This is a genomic window from Mycobacterium sp. NGS18 (assembly GCF_059813185.1).
The window spans coordinates 223,461-242,941 of record NZ_JCALEC010000006.1 but is presented as its reverse complement, the minus strand read 5'-3'; the positions used below and the strand labels follow the sequence as shown (position 1 = coordinate 242,941).

Here is a 19,481-nt window from a genome sequence, read left to right as displayed (position 1 = left end):
CGGGCCTCAGCCCAGCACGGTGCGCATCAGCATCACGTCGTAGGCGTTCCACAGCGACAACGTGAAGTACACCTCTTTGCCCGTCGACCAGGGATGCATGTACGGCGCGTAGATGCCGCCGGGAATCTGGCCGGTGGGAATCAGCGTCTGCTCGGCGCTCCACGGGCCCTGCGGCGCGGGAGCGGTTCGGGCTACGACGTCGTTGCCGCCGTTGCCGTACAGCGCCAAATACTGCCGCAGATAGGTGTTGTACTGCACCGACATCTCGCCCACCGGTCCGGGGATCACCGGCGTGGCCGCAGCCGGGTTGTTCGGCACCCAGGATCCGCTGTCGCCGTTCCAGTACTGGTACTGCGCGACGTCGGGGATGGCGCGCTCGGGCACCCGCGACAGGTACGCCGAGCCGCCGCGGCCCGAGGGGGTCCCGTAGGAGTACAGGAAGCCATCGCCCCCACGCAGGAACGCACCCATCTGGAAGTTCTCGTTACCGGGGACGAAGCGCGCCCGCGGAACGTTCTCTGGCGACGTCGAACGCACCGTGCCCGGATAGACGCCCCACGTTTCGCCGTTGTCGTTGGAGACCGCGATCGCCGAGTAGTTGGTGGACCATTCGCCGTCGCGGCCCCACTGCTTGATGGACATGAAGTTCATGTACTGGTTGGCGCCGATCCCGATGGCGGCGGTGGGGATCATGCCCTCCTGGTGCCGTGCCAGTTGGACGGCGGGCAGGATCTGCTTGGAGAAGTTCGCTTGGCGCAGTGGCGAACCCGAGTACTTGTTGCCGACGGCGCCAGGGCCCACAGTGATGCCGTCGGCCAGGTTGTTGTCCGGACTGCGGAACAGCACGTTCTGCCGCCACTGCTTGCCTTGGATGCGGCAGTAGCCGAAGGTGTCGCCGAACGCGTAGAGGACTTGGCGGTTGGCGGGATCGCCGTTGTCCCACGGGATTCCGAGGTCGGTGCCGGAGATGCCGAAGCGTTGCAGGGTTTGGTTGGGGCTGTTGGGCCCGGTCATCCACTCCACCAGCGACGTCTGCGAACCTGCGATCGCCCCGGCGGCGTCGGCGGTCGACAGGCCTGGATCTGCGCCGGCGTTGGGAACGGGCTGAACCGGTTGGGCGGCGTTCGGCGCGACCTGACCCTCCGGGGACGGCGCCGGGGGCACCACCGCGGCCTGCTGCTTGATGGTTCCGTTGGGGTTGATCAGGGCGGCGATCAGCGGCCCCAGTTTGGGCAGTGGCGCTTGGTCATTGGTGCCGCGTGGCCGCCGCCCGCTGGGCATCTGACCCGCTCCGGTCGAGGGCGAACCCGGCGGCGGGTCGATATTGGCCTCGGGGGCATTGCAGGTCGCCGCCATGGCCGACGGTGCGAACTCGGTGGCGAGAACCATCCCGAGCACGACCGCCGGCACCATCGCGGCCGAGACGATTCGACGCGTCGCCGACATGTCACACCTTTCCGGGACCGCTCCGGGCCTCGCCTGCTGTGACGATAGTGGCGTTTGAGGTGTGTGTGACTATCGCATTATTGATAGCAACGCTTCCGTAACCGTGTCGCAACGGCTGTTAGCGGCGGTCGCTGGGCCTCAGCGGCGAAACTCGGCGACCACCTCCGCGGCGCGCCGCAGCTGGTCACGGTCGGAACTCGTTGGAATCAGGTGGATCTCGTCGGCGCCCACCGCCTGGAAGCTGCGCAGCACCTCAAGGAGTTCGTCCTCGCTGCCGGCCCAGCCGGTCGTCGGGGCCATCGCCTCGACGTACTCGACGGGGATCCAGTTCATGTAGCGCAGCAGATGCTCGCGCACCTGGTTGCGCGCGGCGTCGCGCTCACCCAGCGCGAACCAGAACGACGTCGCCAGATACGGCTCGGCCTTGCCGGCCTGCTGCCAGGCCTGCCGGGCGACGTCGAACAACTCGTTCTGCTTGGCCACGTCGAGGTCCATCGTGATGCCGGCCAGGCCTTCGGCCCAAGTTGCCGCACTGCGCAGGGTTTTCGGGCCGATGGTGCCGACCACCAGTGGCGGCCCGCCGGGTTGGGTGGGCGCCGGCCCGACCGGCAGCACCGACTCTGTGAGCTTCTCCCCCGCCCAGACCCGCTTCATGACCGCGACCCGCTCGGCCATCTCCCGCATCGTCTGCGACGCTGGATCAGCTCCCACCGCGCAGTAGTCCTCATGGCGACCACCCACACCGATACCGACGGTCAGCCGCCCGCCGCTGAGCAGGTCCGCGGTGGCCAGCGCCTTGGCCAGCATGACCGGATCGTGCAGTTGAGGGACGATGACCGTCGTCACCAGCCGCACCCGCTCGGTCCACGCCGCCAACGCCCCCAACAGGGTCAGGCTGTCGGGGTTGGTGAAGGCGATCCGCTCACCCCAGCTCAGCGACGAGAACGGTCCCTCGTCTACCGCGCGCGCCCAATCCCGCAGCAGCGTTGCATCCAGATCCGGCTCCATCACCGGCATCGTCATTCCGACCTGCATGTCGGCGATTGTGGCATGAGCGCCGAGCGCGGCCGACACTTGGGGAATGAGTATTTCCTTCAATCACACGATCGTCGCCGCCCACGACAAACAGGCCTCCGCGGCGTTTCTGGCGGAGCTGTTCGGCCTGCCCGATCCCGAGCCGTTCGGCCATTTCATGGTCGTCGGGCTCGACCACGACGCCAGCCTCGATTACGCCGACGTGCCGCCTACCGAGGAGATCCTGCCTCAGCATTACGCGTTCATGGTGTCCGAGGACGACTTCGACGCCATCTACGGCAAGATCGCCGCGCGCGGCATCGAGCATTGGGCCGACCCGCGCGCCGAACGCCCCGGCGAGATCAACCACCGCGACGGCGGCCGCGGCGTGTATTTCCGCGATCCCGACGGTCATGCGATGGAGATCCTCACCCGGCCTTACGGCTCGGGTTCCTAGAGCTCAGCCCCGGCGGTTGGCGAGGCTCGACGAAGGAGAGCCGAAGCTGGACCGCCGAATCAGCCCCGGCGGTTAGCGAGGCTCGACGAAGGAGAGCCGAAGCTGGACCGCCGAATCAGCCCCGGCGGTTAGCGAGGCTCGACGAAGGAGAGCCGAAGCTGGACCGCCGAATCAGCTGCCGTGGCCGCGCTGGCGTTCCTGGGTGCGGTAGTCGGTCGCGAACTCGGCGACGTGCGCGGGCAGCTCACCGGAGGCCACGTCGGCCAGGCTGGTCTGCTCGAGCACCGAACGCATGCTGGCCCGCAGCGCCCGCCACACGTCGGTCAGCGCGGCGGTAGGGCCCGCATAGGGCAGATCACCCAGGCCGATGTCACGGACGCTGGCCAGCGGGCCGTCGATGCTGCGCAGCACGTCGGCGACGCTGATCTCGGTGGCCGCGCGGGCCAGTTCGTAGCCGCCGTCGCGGCCGCGCTGGCTACGCACCAGCCGGTCGGTGCGCAGATCCGACAGGATGTCGACCAGGAACTGCGCCGGAATGCCCTGAGCAGCGGCAATCTCATCGGTCTTGACCAAAGTGCCCGGGTCGGCGGTGGCGAGTTGGACCATCGCCCGCACCGCGTATTCCGCCTTGGCCGACATCCGCATCATGGGGATTCTGCCATCTGCGCCCGGCGACGATGCAGAGCGAAGCGATGAGGAGGAGGCGGGCAGTCGATTTTCCGGTGGCCTCAGCCGATCGCGGCGAGCACTGCTTGGGCGTATTCGGGGCGGCAGACCACCAGGTCCGGCAACAGCGGATCGGGCCGGTTGTAAGCCAGCGGCGAGCCGTCGATACGCGAGGTGTGCAGGCCGGCGGCCCGGGCGACGGCCACCGGGGCGGCCGAGTCCCACTCGTACTGCCCGCCGGCATGTACGTAGACATCAGCGGCGCCCTGCACGACGGCGGCGACCTTGACCCCGGCCGAGCCCATCGGCACCAGCACGGCGTCGAGGCGCTCACGCACGGTCTCGGCGATCGCCGGCGGGCGGCTGCGCGACACCGCGATCCGCGGCTGGCCGGTATGCGGGGGCGGCGCGGTGACGGTCGGGGTGGCCAAGGTGATGCCGCGTGCCGGCAGGGCGACCGCGCCAGCGGTCAGTTCTCCGGCCTGCCACAGCGCGACGTGCACGGCCCAGTCGTCACGGTCCAGCTCGGAGAACTCCCGGGTGCCGTCCAGCGGGTCGACGATCCACACCCGCTCGGCGCGCAACCGGACCGGATCGTCGGCGCCCTCCTCCGACAGCACCGCGTCGTCGGGGCGTTCGGCGGCCAGCGCTGTCATCAGGTAGTCGTGAGAGCGCTTGTCGCCGGCGGCTTTCCGCTCGGCTGCTGGTGCATCGGCCAGTTCCTCGCGGACTGCCAGCAGCAGCCGACCCGCGTCGGCGGCGAGTTGGGCGGCCAGCTGGTGATCGTTCACTTGCGGGCCTCGATCGCGGCGATGACCTGGCGGGCCTGTTCATCGACGCTGTCCTGCGGGCTCAACCGCACGTCGGGGTTGCGCGGGCGCTGATAGGGGCTGTCGATGCCGGTGAAGTGGGTGATCAGACCCGCACGCGCCTTGGCGTACAGCCCCTTGGGATCGCGCTGCTCGCACTGTTCCAGCGGGGTATCGCAGAACACCTCGACGAAATCGAAACCGGCATCGGTGTGCACCTGACGGGCCAGCTGGCGGTGTTCGATCAGCGGACTGATCGCCGGCACCAGCACGATCTGCCCGGAATCGGCCAGCAGGGTCGCCACGTGCGCCAGCCGGCGCAGGTTCTCGGCGCGGTCGGCCATCGAGAAGCCAAGGTCGGCGTTGAGCCCGTGCCGCAGGTTGTCGCCGTCGAGAACGTAGGCGGGCGTTCCCCGTTCGAGCAGCAGCTGCTCGACGCGCATGGCCACCGACGACTTGCCGGCGCCGGACAGTCCGGTCAGCCACACCGTGCGACCCTTCGACAACCGGTCGGTCGCGGTGACCAGCGAGTCGTGGCGCACCGTGTTGGGGCTGGCGGCACGGCCCGACACATCGCGCAGCACCATGCCGGCCGCCACCGTTCCATTGGTGGCCAGGTCGATGAGGATGAACGATCCGGTGGCGTCGTTGTGGCTGAATTCATCGAGCATCAGCGGAACCTGGGCGCGCAACGAGACACGACCGAGTTCGTTGAGCTGCAACGAGTTCGCTTCCTTGTCCCGGTGCAAGGTGTTGACGTCGAGACGGTAATCCAGCGCCATCACCTTCACCCGGGTGGTGCGGGTGGTGTGCTTGATGATGTAGTCATTGCCGGGTCGCAGCGACGCGCCGTCGGCCATCCAGCACACCGTGGCGTCGAAGTCTTGGGCGATGCGCGGCTGGTTGTTGGTGCGGGCGATCATGTCGCCGCGGGAGATGTCGATGTCGTCATCGAGGCTGACCGACACCGCCATCGGCGGAAACGCTTCGGCCACCGCGCCATTGGGGCCCTCGATCGACGCGATGCGGGTCGGTTTGCCCGACGGCAGCACCACCACGTCGTCACCGGGACGCAGCACACCGCTGGCCACCGTGCCGGCGTAGCTGCGGTGATCGGCGTGTTCATGGGTCTGAGGACGGATCACGTACTGCACCGGGAAGCGCACGTCGACGAGGTTGCGGTCACCGGCGATGTAGACGTCTTCGAGGTGCGACAGCAGTGCCGGGCCCTCGTAATAGGGAGTCTTGTCGGACTTGGTCACCACATTGTCACCGAGCAGCGCGGAGATCGGGATGGTCGTCACGTCGTGCACGTCCAGGCGGGTGGCGAACGAGTGGAAGTCGTCGCGGATCGCCTCGAATCGCTCAGCGTCCCAGTCGATCAGATCCATCTTGTTGACCGCGAGCACGATGTGGCGGATCCCGAGCAGCGACGCCAGGAAGGTGTGCCGGCGCGACTGCTCCTGCAAACCGTGGCGCGCGTCGACCAGCACGATCGCCACCTGGGCGGTCGAGGCACCGGTGACCATGTTGCGGGTGTACTGGATGTGCCCGGGCGTGTCGGCGATGATGAATTTCCGCTTGGGCGTGGCGAAGTAGCGGTAGGCGACGTCGATGGTGATGCCCTGCTCGCGCTCGGCACGCAAACCGTCGGTGACCAGCGCCAGGTCGGTGTAGTCGTGACCGCGCTCGCGCGAGGTGCGCTCGACCGAGGCCAACTGGTCCTCCATGACGGCCTTGGAGTCGAACAGCAGCCGCCCGATCAGGGTGGACTTGCCGTCGTCGACCGAACCGGCCGTCGCGATACGAAGCAGCGTGGTTGCCGCGCTCATCAGAAATACCCCTGCCTCTTGCGGTCTTCCATGCCTGCTTCGGAGATCCGGTCATCAGCGCGGGTGGCCCCGCGCTCGGTCAGCCGCGACACCGCGGTCTCGGCGATCACCGCCTCCACGGTGTCCGCCGTCGACTCCACGCACCCGGTGCAGGTGACGTCGCCGACGGTGCGGAAACGCACTGAGGTCTCGAAGACCTCTTCGCCGTCGACGGGCCGCAGGAATTCGTGGTCGGCCAGCAGCATCCCGTCGCGCTGGAACACCTTGCGCTGATGCGCGAAATAGATTGACGGCAGGGTGATTTCCTCGGCGCCGATGTAGGACCAGATGTCGAATTCGGTCCAGTTCGACAGCGGGAAGACCCGGATGTGCTCGCCGGCGCGGTGCCTGCCGTTGTAGAGGTTCCACAGCTCGGGACGTTGCGCCTTGGGGTCCCACTGGCCGAACTCGTCGCGGAAGCTGAACACCCGCTCCTTGGCGCGGGCCTTCTCCTCGTCGCGGCGGGCACCGCCGAAGGCCGCGTCGAACTTGTTCTCCCGGATGGCCCGCAGCAAGGTGACGGTCTGCAGCGGGTTGCGCGAGGGCCCGTCGTCAATCACCCGCCCGGCGTCGATGTCGTCCTGCACGCTGGCAACCACCAGCCGCACGCCGGTCCGCTCGACCAACTCGTCGCGGGCGGCGATGACCTCGTCGAAGTTGTGGCCGGTGTCGACGTGCATCACCGGGAACGGCAACCGGCCCGGCGCGAACGCCTTGACCGCCAGGTGCAGCATGACGATGGAGTCCTTGCCGCCGGAGAACAGCAACACCGGCCGCTCGAACTCCGCGGCCACCTCCCGGATGATGTGGATGGCCTCGGCCTCCAGCGTGCGCAGATGCGTCAGCTGATAGTGGCCGGCCGTTGTTGGCGCGGTGACGTTGGTGGTCATGACTTCCTCGGCTGCTTCCCGATAATCTTGGTGAGACTTACCAGATTTATTGGTTATAGGCGGCTATGTAACCAGGCCAACCGGATCGCTGTCAATGTGACCGGTTAGCTTCCACGCGAGCAGTCGCGAAAGCCCCCTCCAGGGCGCTCGGGAGGGGGCTTTGGCGACTGCTCGGCGCAGGGGCTAGACGGTGACTTCGCCGAGCTTGCCGGTGGCGACGTCGAAGACGAACCCGCGCAGCGACGTGGTCTGCGTGACAAACGGGCTGGCCTTGACCCTCCGCAACGACTGACGGACGTCCTCGGCCGGGTCGGGGAATGCCTCGGCGGCCCAGGGCGGCCGCAGCCCGGTCTCCTCCAGAATGGAGCGCTTGAAGTCGTCGTCGGTGAAGGTGAGCATCCCGCAGTCACTGTGGTGGACCAGGATGATCTCCCGGGTGCCCAGCAGTCGCTGGCTGATCGCCAGCGAGCGGATCGCGTCCTCAGTGATCACCCCGCCGGCGTTACGGATGCAGTGCGCTTCACCCTCGTTGAGGCCCAGCGCGCGATAGACGTCGAGGCGGGCGTCCATGCAGGCGACGATCGCGACGTGCTTGCTCGGCGGCATCGGCAGCGGCCCCTTGAAGGTCTTCGCATACTCCGCGTTGTTGGCCAGGTAGTCGTCGGTAACGGTCACAGGCTTCTCCCTCTGTCGCAGTGCGCATGCCGAGCCTAGTGAACAAGCCCCCGGAATCCACGGATAAAAATCATTCGAATCAGCGGGTTGCGCGCAGTGCGTCGCCCGGCTCACGCAGAAGACGGCGCCAACCCTCTACCCTGTGCTGATGCCGCACGTCTGGGAGGCCGCACCGTGATGCGGTTCCTGGCCGGCCGGGCACTCAACTACCTGGTGCTGTTGGGCCTCGCATCGTTCCTGACGTTCTGCCTCACTTCGCTGGCGTTCGCTCCGCTGGACAGCCTGATGCAGCGCAACCCGCGCCCGCCGCAGGCCGTCATCGACGCCAAGGCCGCCGAGCTCGGCCTGGACAAGCCCATTCCGCTGCGCTACGCCCATTGGGCCTCGCACGCCGTCCGCGGGGATTTCGGCGTCACGGTCACCGGCCAGCCGGTCTCCGGGGAACTGGGCCGGCGCATCGGGGTCAGCCTGCGCCTGCTGGTCGTCGGCTCCCTGGCCGGCACGGTGATCGGGGTGGTGGCCGGTGCCTGGGGAGCGGTGCGCCAGTACCGGTTCTCCGACCGGGTCATCACCATGGCGGCGCTGCTGGTGTTGTCGGTGCCCACCTTCGTGCTGGCCAACCTGGTGATCCTGAGCGCGCTGCGGGTGAACTGGGCGCTGGGGGCGCAGCTGTTCGACTACACCGGGGAGACGTCCCCCGGGCTGGTCACCGGCTTCTGGCCGGGGCTGGCCGATCGGCTGCAGCACCTGGTGTTGCCGTCGCTGACGCTGGCGCTGGGCGCCGCGGCCGGCTTCAGCCGCTACCAGCGCAACGCGATGCTCGACGTGCTCGGCCAGGACTTCATCCGCACCGCCCGCGCCAAGGGCCTGACCCGGCGGCGCGCCCTGTTCAAACACGGGCTGCGCACCGCGCTGATCCCGATGGCCACCTTGTTCGCCTACGGGGTGGCCGGGCTGGTCACCGGGGCGGTGTTCGTGGAGAAGATCTTCGGCTGGCACGGCATGGGCGAATGGGTGGTGCAGGGGGTGGCGACCCAGGACACCAACATCGTCGCGGCGATCACGGTGTTCTCCGGTGCGGTGGTGTTGGCCGCCGGGCTGCTCTCCGACGTCATTTACGCGCTGCTCGATCCCCGGGTGCGGGTGTCATGACCACCGAGATCGAGTTCGCCTCCCGGCGCACCCTGGTGCTGCGCCGCTTTCTGCGCAGCCGCACCGCGGTGGGCGCCCTGGCGCTGCTGGCGGTGATGTTCGTCGGCTGCTACGCGCTGCCCCCGCTGCTGCCCTACTCCTACACCGACCTGGACTACGACGCGCTGCTGGTCCCGCCGGGGGCCCGGCATTGGTTGGGCACCAACGCCCTCGGCCAGGACCTGCTGGCCCAAATCCTGCGCGGCATGCAGAAGTCGATGCTGATCGGGGTGTGCGTGGCGCTGATCTCCACGGTGATCGCCGCGACGGTGGGGGCGATCTCGGGATACTTCGGCGGGTGGCGTGACCGGATGCTGATGTGGTTGGTGGATCTGCTGCTGGTGGTGCCCGCGTTCATCCTGATCGCGATCATCACCCCGCGCACCAAGAACAGCGGCAACATCGCGCTGCTGGTGCTGCTACTGGCCGGGTTCAGCTGGATGATCAGCGCCCGCATGGTGCGGGGCCTGACCATGAGCCTGCGTGAGCGCGAATTCATCCGGGCCGCACGGTATATGGGCGTGTCCAGCCGGCGCATCATCATCGACCACATCGTGCCGAACGTGGCGTCGATCCTGATCATCGATACCGCGCTCAACGTGGCAGTGGCGATCCTTGCCGAAACCGGGTTGAGCTACCTGGGTTTCGGCATCCAGCCGCCGGATGTCTCGCTGGGCACGCTGATCGCCGACGGCACCGCCTCGGCGATCACCTTCCCGTGGGTCTTCCTGTTCCCGGCCGGGGTGCTGATCACCATTCTGGTCTGCGCCAACCTCGCCGGCGACGGCCTGCGCGACGCGTTGGACCCCGACGCCGCGAGTCTGCGGGGCCGCCGATGAATGCCCTGCTGGAAGTCACCGACCTGGCCGTGACGTTCGGCGCCGGCGCGGATGCGGTGCAGGCGGTGCGCGGCGTGAGCTATCGGATCGACCCGGGCGAAGTGGTGGCGATGGTCGGCGAGTCCGGCTCCGGCAAATCCGCGGCGGCCATGGCGGTGATGGGCCTGTTGCCCGAGCACGCGCAGGTGTCCGGGTCGGTACGCCTGGGTGGCACACAGCTGATCGGCCTGGGCGACACCGCGCTGTCGAAGGTCCGCGGTGCCTCCATCGGAATGGTGTTCCAGGACCCGATGTCGGCGCTGACGCCGGTCTACACCGTCGGTGATCAGATCGCCGAAGCCATCGAGGTGCACCAACCCCGCATCGGGCGGGCCGCGGCCCGGCTCCGTGCGGTGGAACTGCTGGAGCTGGTCGGGATCTCCCGGCCGCAGGAGCGGGCGCGGGCCTTCCCGCACGAGCTGTCCGGCGGGGAACGTCAGCGGGTGGTGATCGCCATCGCCATCTCCTGTGACCCGGACCTGCTGATCTGCGACGAGCCCACCACCGCGCTGGACGTCACCGTGCAGGCCCAGATCCTCGAGGTGCTCAAGACCGCCCGCGATGTGACCGGCGCCGGGGTGCTGATCATCACCCACGACCTCGGGGTGGTCGCCGAGTTCGCCGACCGGGCGCTGGTGATGTACGCCGGTCGGGTAGTGGAAGCCGCACCGGTCGAGGCCCTTTACCGGCGGCGCAAAATGCCCTACACGGTAGGGCTTTTGGGGTCGGTGCCGCGGCTGGACGCTGCGCAGGGCACCCGGCTGGTGCCGATCCCGGGGGCACCGCCCTCCTTGGCCGACATCGAGCCCGGCTGCCCGTTTGCCCCGCGCTGTCCGCTGGTCACCGATGAGTGCCGGGCACAGGAGCCGGAGCTGCTGGTCGTCGGGCCGGAGCAGTCCGCCGCTTGCATTCACACCGATCAGGTGGGCGAGCGCAGCGCGGCCGACATCTATCGCGTCCCCACCACGACCCCGGTGCCCGCTTCCGGCGACTCCCCCACCGTGGTGCGGGTGCGTGAGCTGGTCAAGACCTACCCGCTGACCAAGGGCGTGTTTCGCCGCAGTGTCGGCGAGGTCCGCGCGGTCTCCCGCGTGAGTTTCGAGTTGCAGCAAGGCCGCACGCTGGCGATCGTCGGCGAGTCCGGCTCGGGCAAATCCACCACGTTGCACCAGATCCTGGAACTGGCTGCGCCGCAGTCGGGGGCGATCGAGGTGCTCGGCACCGACGTCGCGACCCTCAAGCGCGACGGCCGCCGTGCTCTGCGCCGTGACCTGCAGGTGGTGTTCCAGGATCCGGTGGCCTCCCTGGACCCGCGCCTACCGGTTTTCGACGTACTGGCCGAACCGTTGCGCGCCAACGGCTCCGACAAGGCGTCGACGCATGCGCGAGTGGCCGAGCTTTTGGAGCTGGTCGGGCTGCGGCGCGGCGACGCGGCCCGGTACCCCTCGGAGTTCTCCGGCGGGCAGAAGCAGCGGATCGGCATCGCCCGCGCGCTGGCGCTGCAACCGAAGATCCTCGCGCTCGATGAGCCGGTGTCGGCGCTGGATGTGTCGATTCAAGCCGGAATCATCAACCTGCTGCTGGATTTACAGGAGCAGTTCGGCCTGTCGTATCTGTTCGTGTCGCACGATCTGTCGGTGGTCAAGCATCTGGCGCACACCGTGGCGGTGATGCTCGCCGGGGAGGTCGTGGAACAGGGCGAGGCGGACCAGGTTTTCGGTGACCCACAACACGACTACACGCGCCGGCTGCTGGCCGCCGTGCCGCACCCGGAGCCGGCCTCATGACGTTGACGCTGCGCTCACGGCGACATTGTGCGAGAAGGGCACGCCCTGCGCGCAGAGTCAATGTAGGTGCGGCGCTGGTGACCGCCGTCGGGCTGGTGCTCAGCGGATGCGCGGCGGTCGACATCACCGCCCCGGAGGGCGTCTCCGCGGTCGGCACCGCCAGCGACATCAACCCGCAGGACCCGGCCACCCTGCGCGACGGCGGCAACCTGCGGCTGTCGATGAGCCAGTTCCCGCCGAACTTCAACCCGCTGCACATCGACGGCAACCTCGCCGAGAACGCCGCCATGCTCAAGGCCACCATGCCGCGGGCGTTCATCATCGGCCCGGACGGCTCGGCGACGGTGGACACCGACTACTTCACCAGCGTCGAGTTGACCGGCACCAACCCGCAGGTCGTCACCTACACCATCAACCCGAAGGCGACCTGGTCCGACGGCACCCCACTGTCGTGGGCGGACATCGCCAGGCAGATCCATGCCACCAGCGGCGCCGACGGCGGGTTCGCGATCGCGTCCACCAACGGCGCCGAGCGGGTCGCCTCGGTGACCAGAGGCGTCGACGACCGTCAGGCCGTGGTCCGCTTCGCCAAGCCCTACGCCGAATGGCGGGGCATGTTCGCCGGCAACTCGATGCTGCTGCCGCACAGCATGACCGCCGATCCGGACACCTTCAACAAGGCGCAACTGCGGCGGCCGGGACCGTCGGCCGGGCCGTTCATGCTGTCGACACTGGACCGCACCAGCCAGCGAATCACCTTGACCCGCAACCCGGACTGGTGGGGCAAGCAGCCGAAGCTGGACACCATCACTTACCTGGTGCTCGATGAGTCCGCCCGGATGCCGGCTTTGCAAAACCACACCATCGACGCCACCGGGGTGGCCACCTTGGATCAGCTGACGATCGCGCGGCGCACCGAGGGCATCGCGATCCGCCGGGCGCCGACCCCGGCCTGGAATCACTTCACCTTCAACGGCGCTCCGGGGGCGATCCTGTCCGACAAGGCGCTGCGGCTGGCGGTGATGCGCGGTATCGACCGCACCACGATCGCCAGGGTGACCCAGCGCGGGTTGACCGCCGACCCGGTGGCGCTGAACAACCACATCTACGTCGCCGGCCAGGAGGGCTACCAGGACAACAGCAAAGTGGTGGCCTACGACCCGGAGCGCGCCAAACGCGAACTCGACGCGCTGGGTTGGAAACTGAACGGGAAGTTCCGGGAGAAGGACGGCCGCCCGCTGGTGATCCGGCACCTGTTCTACGACGCGTCCAGCACCCGGCAGTTCGCCCAGGTGGCCCAGCACAATCTGGCTCAGATTGGGGTGAAGCTGCAGCTGGATTCAAAAGCCGGTGGTGGTTTCTTCACCGACTACGTCAACGTCGGCGACTTCGACATCGCCCAGTTCAGTTGGGTCGGTGACGCTTTCCCGCTGGCCGGGCTGAACCAGATCTCCGCGTCCTACGGGGAGGCCAACTTCGGCAAGATCGGCAGCCCGGAGATCGACGCGAAAATCGAGGAGACGCTGCAGGCGCTGGATCCGGCGGTGGCCCGCGCGCGGGCCAACGAGGTCGACGCGCTGTTGTGGGCCGAGGGGTTCAGCCTGCCGCTGATCCAGACGACCGGCAATGTGGCGGTGCGCAGTTCCCTGGCGAACTTCGGGGCGCCGGGCTTGGCCGATCTGGATTACACGGCAATAGGTTTCATGAAGGAACGATGACTCAGCATCAGGTGGTGATCGTCGGAGGGGGTCCGACCGGGCTAATGCTGGCGGGCGAGCTGGCGCTGGCGGGGATCGACGTCGCGATCATCGAGCGACGCACCACCCGTGACCTGATGGGTTCACGCGCCGGCGGTATCACCCCGCGCACCATCGAGGTCCTCGACCAGCGGGGCATCGTCGACCGGTTCCTGGCGCAGGGGCGCATCGGCCAGATCTGCCACTTCGCGTGGATCATGTTGGACATCAGCGATTTACCCACGCGGCACAATTACACCCTCGGCTTGCCGCAGTACCGCATCGAGCGCACGCTTGCCGACTGGGTCGATGAGCTAGGGGTGCGGATCTATCACGGACGCGACGTCACCGGGTTCGCCCAGGACAATTCCGGTGTCGACGTCGCATCGTCCGACGGGACAGCACTGCGCGCCGGGTATCTTGTCGGGTGCGACGGCGGACGCAGCGTGGTCCGCAAGTTGTCGGGGATCGGCTTCCCGGGCTGGGATCCGACGACCACCTGCCTGCTGACCGAGGCCGATCTGACCGACGAGCCACCGTGGGGGCTTCACCGCGACGGCGTCGGTATCCATTCCTTCTTCCGCCTCGAGGCCGACGGTCCGGTACGGGTGATGGTCACCGCACCCGAGTTCGATGGCGGCGACGAAACCACGCCGGATGACATCAGCCAAGCCTTGATCGCCCGGCTCGGAACCGATTACGGCCTACACAACGCCCGCTGGACCACCCGCTTCACTGACGTCACACGGCAGGCCGACCGCTACCGGGAGCGCCGAGTGCTGTTGGCCGGCGATGCCGCGCATGTGCATTCCCCGGCGGGCGGGCAGGGCCTCAACACCGGAGTTCAGGATGCGGTGAACCTGGGATGGAAACTGGCCCAAGTGGTCGCCGGGAGCGCTCCGGATACCCTGCTGGACAGCTATCACGCTGAGCGGCATCCGGTCGCCGCCCGCGTACTGCGCAACACCATGGCACAGGGCACGCTACTGGAGCCCGGCCCGCGCATCGACGCCCTGCGCGACAGCCTGTCCGAGCTGTTGAGCCTGGACGAGCCGCGGCGGCGGATCGGCGCGATGATGTGCGGCCTGGACGTCCATTACGAACTCGGGGACGGCCACCCACTGCTGGGACGCCGGATGCCAGACCTGGACGTATCGACCGCACACGGCTGCGTTCGGGTTTTCACACTGCTGCACCACGGTCGCGGGGTCCTGCTGAATCTCGGCAACCCCGGGGACGTGGACGTCTCCCCGTGGGCTGATCGGGTGTCGGCGGTCGATGCGACATGCGACGGTCCTTGGAAGCTGCCGGTTCTGGGTTCGGTTTCACCACCCGAGTCCGTGCTGATCCGCCCGGACGGCTACGTCGCGTGGGTAGGCGACGGCACGCAGGCCGGGCTGCATGAGGCGCTGGAAACTTGGTTCGGCAGCCGCTGAGATCGAAGGCTCAGGCACTCAAGTCGATGCGGTGCGCGTCCTTGACGCTGCCGTAGCGGTCGGGACTGCAGGTCAACACGATCACTTGCCCCTGGGCGCCGACCGCGTCGAACACCGCGCCCATCTTCTCCAGCCGATCCGGGTCGGTGAAGCCGAGCGCGTCGTCGATCACCACCGGGACGCTGTCCTCCTTGGCCACCAGCGCCGCCCCAGCCAACCGGGTCAGAATGCCGAGCTGTTCTTTGGCCCCGCCCGACAGCGACTCATACGGGACGGTGCGGCCGTCGAGGGTGCGGGCGCAGATCTTCAGATCGGTGTCGATGTCGACTTCGAAGTCGGCGCCGAACACCTTTGCACCTAGTCGCTGGATCTCGGCGCGGAACGGTTCGACGTAGCGCCGGCGGGTGTCATCGCGATGCCGGTTCATCGTCGCACGCAACAGCTGCACGGCGCGGGCCCGCTGACCGATCCGAACATGTTCGGCCGCAGCGTGTTCGCGCTTGGTCTGCGCGGCGTCGAGCTGGCCGCGGCGGCCTTGGGCGCCGAACACCGACAGTTCGACCTCGACCTCGTGTTGCGCGCGGGCGGTCTCGACGTGGGCGGTGCGCAGCGCCTGCGCCGCCGCCTGCGCCTCGGCGAGTTCGGTGTCGACCGCATCGGGGGCGGCGGCACCGAGCTGCTCCGACAACTCCGTGACTCGCTGTTGGGCGCCGACTACGGCGTGCCGAGTGGATTCGGCGGCGGCAGCGAGGTTTTGGTCGCTGACCGATGCCCGGTCGGCGGTGAGACGCTGGGTGACGATATCGAGCTCGGCGCGCTGCGTCGCGAGGTTGTTCTGTAGCAGCGTCACGCGCGTCGACGCCTCGGTGCGGTGGGTGGACGCGTCCAGGGCAGCCCGGCGCCGGGCCTCGCAGTCGGTGTCGGCCTGTGCGCGCAGCGCCTCGGCGGCGTCGCGTTCGGTGCGGGCAACCTCGGGCGTGATCCCGGTGACCGCCTCGTCGTGGTCGCTGCGTAACGCTGCCAGTTGGGCACGCAGCGCCGGTATTTCGTCATCGCCGCGCAACGCCGTCAGGGCGGCGGTCAACTGGTCGCGGGCGCCCTGCAGTTCGCGGCGCCGCTGGTCGGCCCGCCGTGCCTGCGCCAGATCGTCTACGCCGGCTGCTTCCAGCGCCTCGGCCAGCTCACCTTGCGCTGCCGTGTGTTTCGCAGCGGCCTCACGGGCGCTGTTCCCTGGCCTGACCCGCACGGTCAACAGACCGGGTACGTCAACTTCGGTGCCGTCGCTGACGGACGCCGACCAGCTCTGGCCGGCCGGCAGCGCGGTGTGCTCTCCGGCGATCACCAGCTCGACGTCGACGGCCGCGGTGACCTCCAGCGTCGCCGAGATCGCGGCCAAGGAGGCCTGTGCCCGGTCGAGTGCTGCTGCCGCGTCCTCGATCCGGCGCAGCACCGGCTCGGTCACGACGATGCCGGCCCGTTCAGCGACCGCTTGCTCGAGAACGCGTTCGGCCGCGTCGATGCGGTCGATGCGGGCGGCCAGCCGGTCGGCCTCGTCCCGGGCGGCGAGCTGGTCGACGACCCGGCGAGTGGTCTCGACGTGCCGGGTGGCGGCGGCCAGAACCGCTGCGGCCTCGACTACCGCGGCCTCGGCGGCCTCGGCGGCGGCGTCCGCGCCGGCCTGCGCCTGAACGGCCTCGGCGATCTCGGCGTCCAACGCGGCCACCGCGGCCGTCCGGGATTCGAGTTGGGCGCAGAGCCGCTCCCGGTCGGTGTGGGCGGATTGCGCGGCGGCGCCGGTGGCCTCAGCGGCCGTGGCCACCAGCTGGGCGTCGCGCAGATGGTCGCGCAGCGTGTTGATCCTGGCACTGGCGGCCTGGGCGGCGCTGTGCCGGACGTCGGCGGCGGCCTGCTCTGCGGTCAGCCGGGCGAGTTCCTCGGTCAGCTCGGCGTGCCGGAGCACCCGGTCGTCGACCTCGGCGAGCAGTGCGGTGCACCGCGCCACCTCCGCGTCGGCATCCGCCAACGCCGCAATGGCAACAGCCCACTCCCCGGTCGGGCGTCCGGTGGGGGTGAAGTAGCGCCCGTATTCGGCATCGATGCGTTCGATGAGCACCGGTTCGGTTCCGCTGAGCGTGGCGGTATCGCCGGCGGCGACATCCAGCGCGCGGGACAGCGCGTCGCATCCGGACATGTCCACTGCCGCGGTCGATGCCGCCTGCAGCACCCGTTGGGCCTGCCACAGGCCGGTGTCCATCGTCTCGGCCAGCATGACGCGGACCCGCTCGTGCGCTTCGTCACCGGTGAGCTGCTCGCGACGCGGGGCCTCGATGGTCAGCGTCGTCTGGGGCGATTTGTGAAAACGCTTGTGGTAGACGAAACGGTAAGGGCCGGTGCTGATCTCAGCGGTGACCTCGGCACCGACGTCGGCGTGGGTGGGCTTGACCTGCTTGACGTCCTTCTTGGCGGAGCGGTCCTTGGACTCCAGCAGCAGGTCCAGCGCCTCGATCATCGAGGACTTGCCGATCTCGTTGGCGCCGCACACCACGACCACGCCGTGATCGGGAAAGTCGATCACGCGGTGGGCCACGCCGCGATAGTTGGTCAGGACCAGCCGATGCAGCCTCATGCCGCACCCCGGTCGACGAGCCGCAGCAGTAGCGCCAGCGCGGCGTTCGCGTCGCCGGCGGTACCGGTGTCCTCGCTGCGTGCCGCTGTGACCAGTTCCTCGACCGCGTCGGCGGCGAAACCGCCGATGCCGAGGTCGGTAAACTCACCGTCGGCAGGAACCACCACCAGGTCGGTGTGGCGTTTCCAGGTGCCCACCCAAGCGAATAGCCGCGAATACCGGTCCAGGCAGGCATCGAGTGCGGCCCGGTCGGTGACGCTCAGTGCGCCGGTCAGCGCCAGCCGGACCACCGTGCGTCCCTTGTCGGGAAGCTGGTCGAGGTTGATATCCAGATCCGTGACGTCACGGCCGGTGTCGAGCTGGCGGTGCAGCGTCAGGAACCGCCACATGCCGATGCGGCGGGAATCGACGGTGACAGCGCCGTCGGTTTCGTCGACATCGACGAGCAAGACATGGCCGGGATCGGGTTCGATGTCGTCGAAGTTGGTGACCTCCGGCGAGCCCGAATACCAGATGCGGCCCGTGGAGCCCACTTCGGTGCGGGAATGCTTGTCCCCCAACGCGACATAGTGGATCGCGCCGCGGCCCAGTGCGTCTTCGAGGGCTGCGAGCCGGATCAGCGCCGGGTTATCCGGGTTGGGGTCCAGCACGTCGACGCCCCCGTGGGCGACCAGAATCCGGATGGTGCCGTCCGCGGGCAGGCCGTCGAGCACAGCGCTCGCCAAGTCGGTGGTGGGTCGTTTCGACCGCCACGGGGCGGCGACGATGTCCAGGCCGGGGCGCACCGGATGCACGCCGGCGGTGTCGAGGACGACGACGTTGTCGGGGCGCTCGGCGGTGAACAAGGTGCTGGTGTAGACCGATGCGGCGTCCAGCGGGTCATGGTTTCCGGGTAGTAGATACACCGGAATCCCGATGGTGCGCATGGCTTCCAGGGACTGGCTGATTACCTCTGGGGCGAGCTGGTTGTCCTCGAACACGTCTCCGGCGACGACGACGAACTCGGCGCCCGTCTCGGCCGCCAGCGCACCTAGCCCGGCCACCGCGTCGCGCCGGGCCGCCGAATAGCGGGGCTGAGCATCACCGGCGAGGAAGTGCCGGGTCATGCCGAGCTGCCAGTCGGCGGTGTGCACGAATCGCATGTCTCTCGTCCTTCCACCCGGCCGTGAGCCGAGGCAACGCGAGTGTATGGCCGCCCACCGACATGTCCGCGGACCTCGCTCGGCAGGTCCGGACGGCCGGGTGATCGCGTGCTCCCATGCGTCACATAAGCCACATCGGCATCGCCAGGGGAAGGGCGATATAGCTTCAAAACGGATGTCGCATGCGCTATCACACCGGCCGTTGCCGGCGGCTGCTATCACCAGCGCTATCCAATCCGGAAAGATCTCTACCCCGCCGTTGCGTGGCGCATACGGCGCAAGTTCCACATGTGGCAGAAGAGACGCGTTCGGCGGACCGGGGCCTAGCCTTGGCTGCATGAGCGATGAACACCGGACCCTGATCCTGCTGCGGCATGCGAAATCGGACTACCCGCCCGGGGCCGTCGATCACAGCAGGCCGCTGGCGCCGCGCGGCATTCGGGAGGCAGCGCTGGCCGGCGACTGGCTGCGCGCCAACGTGCCCGCCATCGACGAAGTGCTCTGCTCAACGGCAACCCGGACCCGGGAAACCCTGGAGCGCACCGGGATTCAATCGCCGACGCGCTACCGTGACGAACTCTACGATGCTGCCCCGGGCAGTGTCATCGCCGAGATCAACGAGGTCGACGACGCGATCCGCACCCTACTGGTGATCGGGCACGAACCGGCGGTGTCGAGCGTCGCACTCGGCTTGGCCGGCGCACCGGGAACCGACGCCGCTGTCGCCCAACAAATTTCCGAGAAGTTCCCCACGTCGAGCATCGCGGTGCTGCACGTCACCGGCAGCTGGGCGGCGGTGGAGCTGGGTTCAGCGCAGCTGGTCGAGTTCCACGTGCCGCGCTAACGCGGCCCCGGCA

General features: G+C 68.4%; 16 protein-coding genes. 7 read left to right on the top strand and 9 right to left on the bottom strand.

The features are described from left to right. Window positions 1-6: 6 nt before the first annotated feature. The gene (locus AC5Y31_RS14220) at window positions 7-1,446 is read right to left on the bottom strand and encodes a glycoside hydrolase family 183 protein (protein WP_499981038.1); all 1,440 of its coding nucleotides are present in this window, start codon (window positions 1,444-1,446) and stop codon (window positions 7-9) included. A gap of 138 nt (window positions 1,447-1,584) precedes the next feature. Next, entirely contained in the window at window positions 1,585-2,481 is an 897-nt protein-coding gene (locus tag AC5Y31_RS14215; RefSeq protein ID WP_499981036.1) for an LLM class flavin-dependent oxidoreductase, read from the bottom strand. A gap of 46 nt (window positions 2,482-2,527) precedes the next feature. Here AC5Y31_RS14215 and AC5Y31_RS14210 point away from each other — a divergent pair, with 46 nt between their 5' ends. Then, a complete protein-coding gene (locus tag AC5Y31_RS14210; protein ID WP_499981035.1) occupies window positions 2,528-2,917 on the top strand; it encodes a VOC family protein in 390 nt (129 codons plus the stop codon). 171 nt (window positions 2,918-3,088) lie between these two features. Here the strand turns inward: AC5Y31_RS14210 and AC5Y31_RS14205 are convergent, their stop codons facing one another. From AC5Y31_RS14205 to AC5Y31_RS14185, 5 genes are all read right to left on the bottom strand, one after another. Next, window positions 3,089-3,562: an Rrf2 family transcriptional regulator gene (locus AC5Y31_RS14205; RefSeq protein ID WP_065022685.1), complete on the bottom strand. Its 474-nt coding sequence runs from the start codon at window positions 3,560-3,562 to the stop codon at window positions 3,089-3,091. A gap of 83 nt (window positions 3,563-3,645) precedes the next feature. Further along, window positions 3,646-4,374, bottom strand: a complete 729-nt coding sequence (locus AC5Y31_RS14200) for a 3'(2'),5'-bisphosphate nucleotidase CysQ (RefSeq protein ID WP_065022633.1) — start codon at window positions 4,372-4,374, stop codon at window positions 3,646-3,648. After that, entirely contained in the window at window positions 4,371-6,224 is a 1,854-nt protein-coding gene (gene cysC, locus AC5Y31_RS14195; RefSeq protein ID WP_065022632.1) for an adenylyl-sulfate kinase, read from the bottom strand. Before cysC ends, AC5Y31_RS14200 begins: the two co-directional genes overlap by 4 nt. After that, window positions 6,224-7,153, bottom strand: coding sequence for a sulfate adenylyltransferase subunit CysD (gene cysD / locus AC5Y31_RS14190; RefSeq protein ID WP_065022631.1), 930 nt, complete (start codon window positions 7,151-7,153; stop codon window positions 6,224-6,226). Before cysD ends, cysC begins: the two co-directional genes overlap by 1 nt. A gap of 183 nt (window positions 7,154-7,336) precedes the next feature. Continuing rightward, window positions 7,337-7,828: a beta-class carbonic anhydrase gene (locus AC5Y31_RS14185; protein WP_499981033.1), complete on the bottom strand. Its 492-nt coding sequence runs from the start codon at window positions 7,826-7,828 to the stop codon at window positions 7,337-7,339. A 174-nt stretch (window positions 7,829-8,002) separates the two neighbouring features. On the opposite strand from AC5Y31_RS14185, the gene AC5Y31_RS14180 reads away from it, so the two are divergent. The 5 genes from AC5Y31_RS14180 to AC5Y31_RS14160 are packed head-to-tail and all read left to right on the top strand — an operon-like array spanning window position 8,003 to window position 14,856. Further along, on the top strand, window positions 8,003-8,980 hold the full coding sequence (locus AC5Y31_RS14180; RefSeq protein WP_064853723.1) for an ABC transporter permease: 978 nt from the start codon (window positions 8,003-8,005) through the stop codon (window positions 8,978-8,980). Continuing rightward, on the top strand, window positions 8,977-9,858 hold the full coding sequence (locus tag AC5Y31_RS14175) for an ABC transporter permease (protein ID WP_065022629.1): 882 nt from the start codon (window positions 8,977-8,979) through the stop codon (window positions 9,856-9,858). Before AC5Y31_RS14180 ends, AC5Y31_RS14175 begins: the two co-directional genes overlap by 4 nt. Continuing rightward, on the top strand, window positions 9,855-11,684 hold the full coding sequence (locus AC5Y31_RS14170; protein ID WP_499981032.1) for a dipeptide ABC transporter ATP-binding protein: 1,830 nt from the start codon (window positions 9,855-9,857) through the stop codon (window positions 11,682-11,684). Before AC5Y31_RS14175 ends, AC5Y31_RS14170 begins: the two co-directional genes overlap by 4 nt. Beyond that, window positions 11,681-13,402 (top strand): ABC transporter family substrate-binding protein, encoded by a 1,722-nt coding sequence (locus AC5Y31_RS14165; protein WP_499981030.1) that lies wholly within the window; start codon window positions 11,681-11,683, stop codon window positions 13,400-13,402. The genes AC5Y31_RS14170 and AC5Y31_RS14165 overlap by 4 nt, the downstream gene beginning before the upstream one ends. Continuing rightward, a complete protein-coding gene (locus tag AC5Y31_RS14160; protein ID WP_499981029.1) occupies window positions 13,399-14,856 on the top strand; it encodes an FAD-dependent monooxygenase in 1,458 nt (485 codons plus the stop codon). The genes AC5Y31_RS14165 and AC5Y31_RS14160 overlap by 4 nt, the downstream gene beginning before the upstream one ends. A gap of 10 nt (window positions 14,857-14,866) precedes the next feature. Here AC5Y31_RS14160 and AC5Y31_RS14155 read toward each other — a convergent pair whose 3' ends face one another. Continuing rightward, window positions 14,867-17,482 (bottom strand): AAA family ATPase, encoded by a 2,616-nt coding sequence (locus tag AC5Y31_RS14155; protein WP_499981028.1) that lies wholly within the window; start codon window positions 17,480-17,482, stop codon window positions 14,867-14,869. After that, a complete protein-coding gene (locus AC5Y31_RS14150; RefSeq protein WP_499981027.1) occupies window positions 17,479-18,624 on the bottom strand; it encodes a metallophosphoesterase family protein in 1,146 nt (381 codons plus the stop codon). The genes AC5Y31_RS14155 and AC5Y31_RS14150 overlap by 4 nt, the downstream gene beginning before the upstream one ends. A gap of 337 nt (window positions 18,625-18,961) precedes the next feature. Here AC5Y31_RS14150 and AC5Y31_RS14145 point away from each other — a divergent pair, with 337 nt between their 5' ends. After that, window positions 18,962-19,468, top strand: coding sequence for a SixA phosphatase family protein (locus AC5Y31_RS14145; RefSeq protein WP_499981026.1), 507 nt, complete (start codon window positions 18,962-18,964; stop codon window positions 19,466-19,468). Window positions 19,469-19,481: the final 13 nt, after the last annotated feature.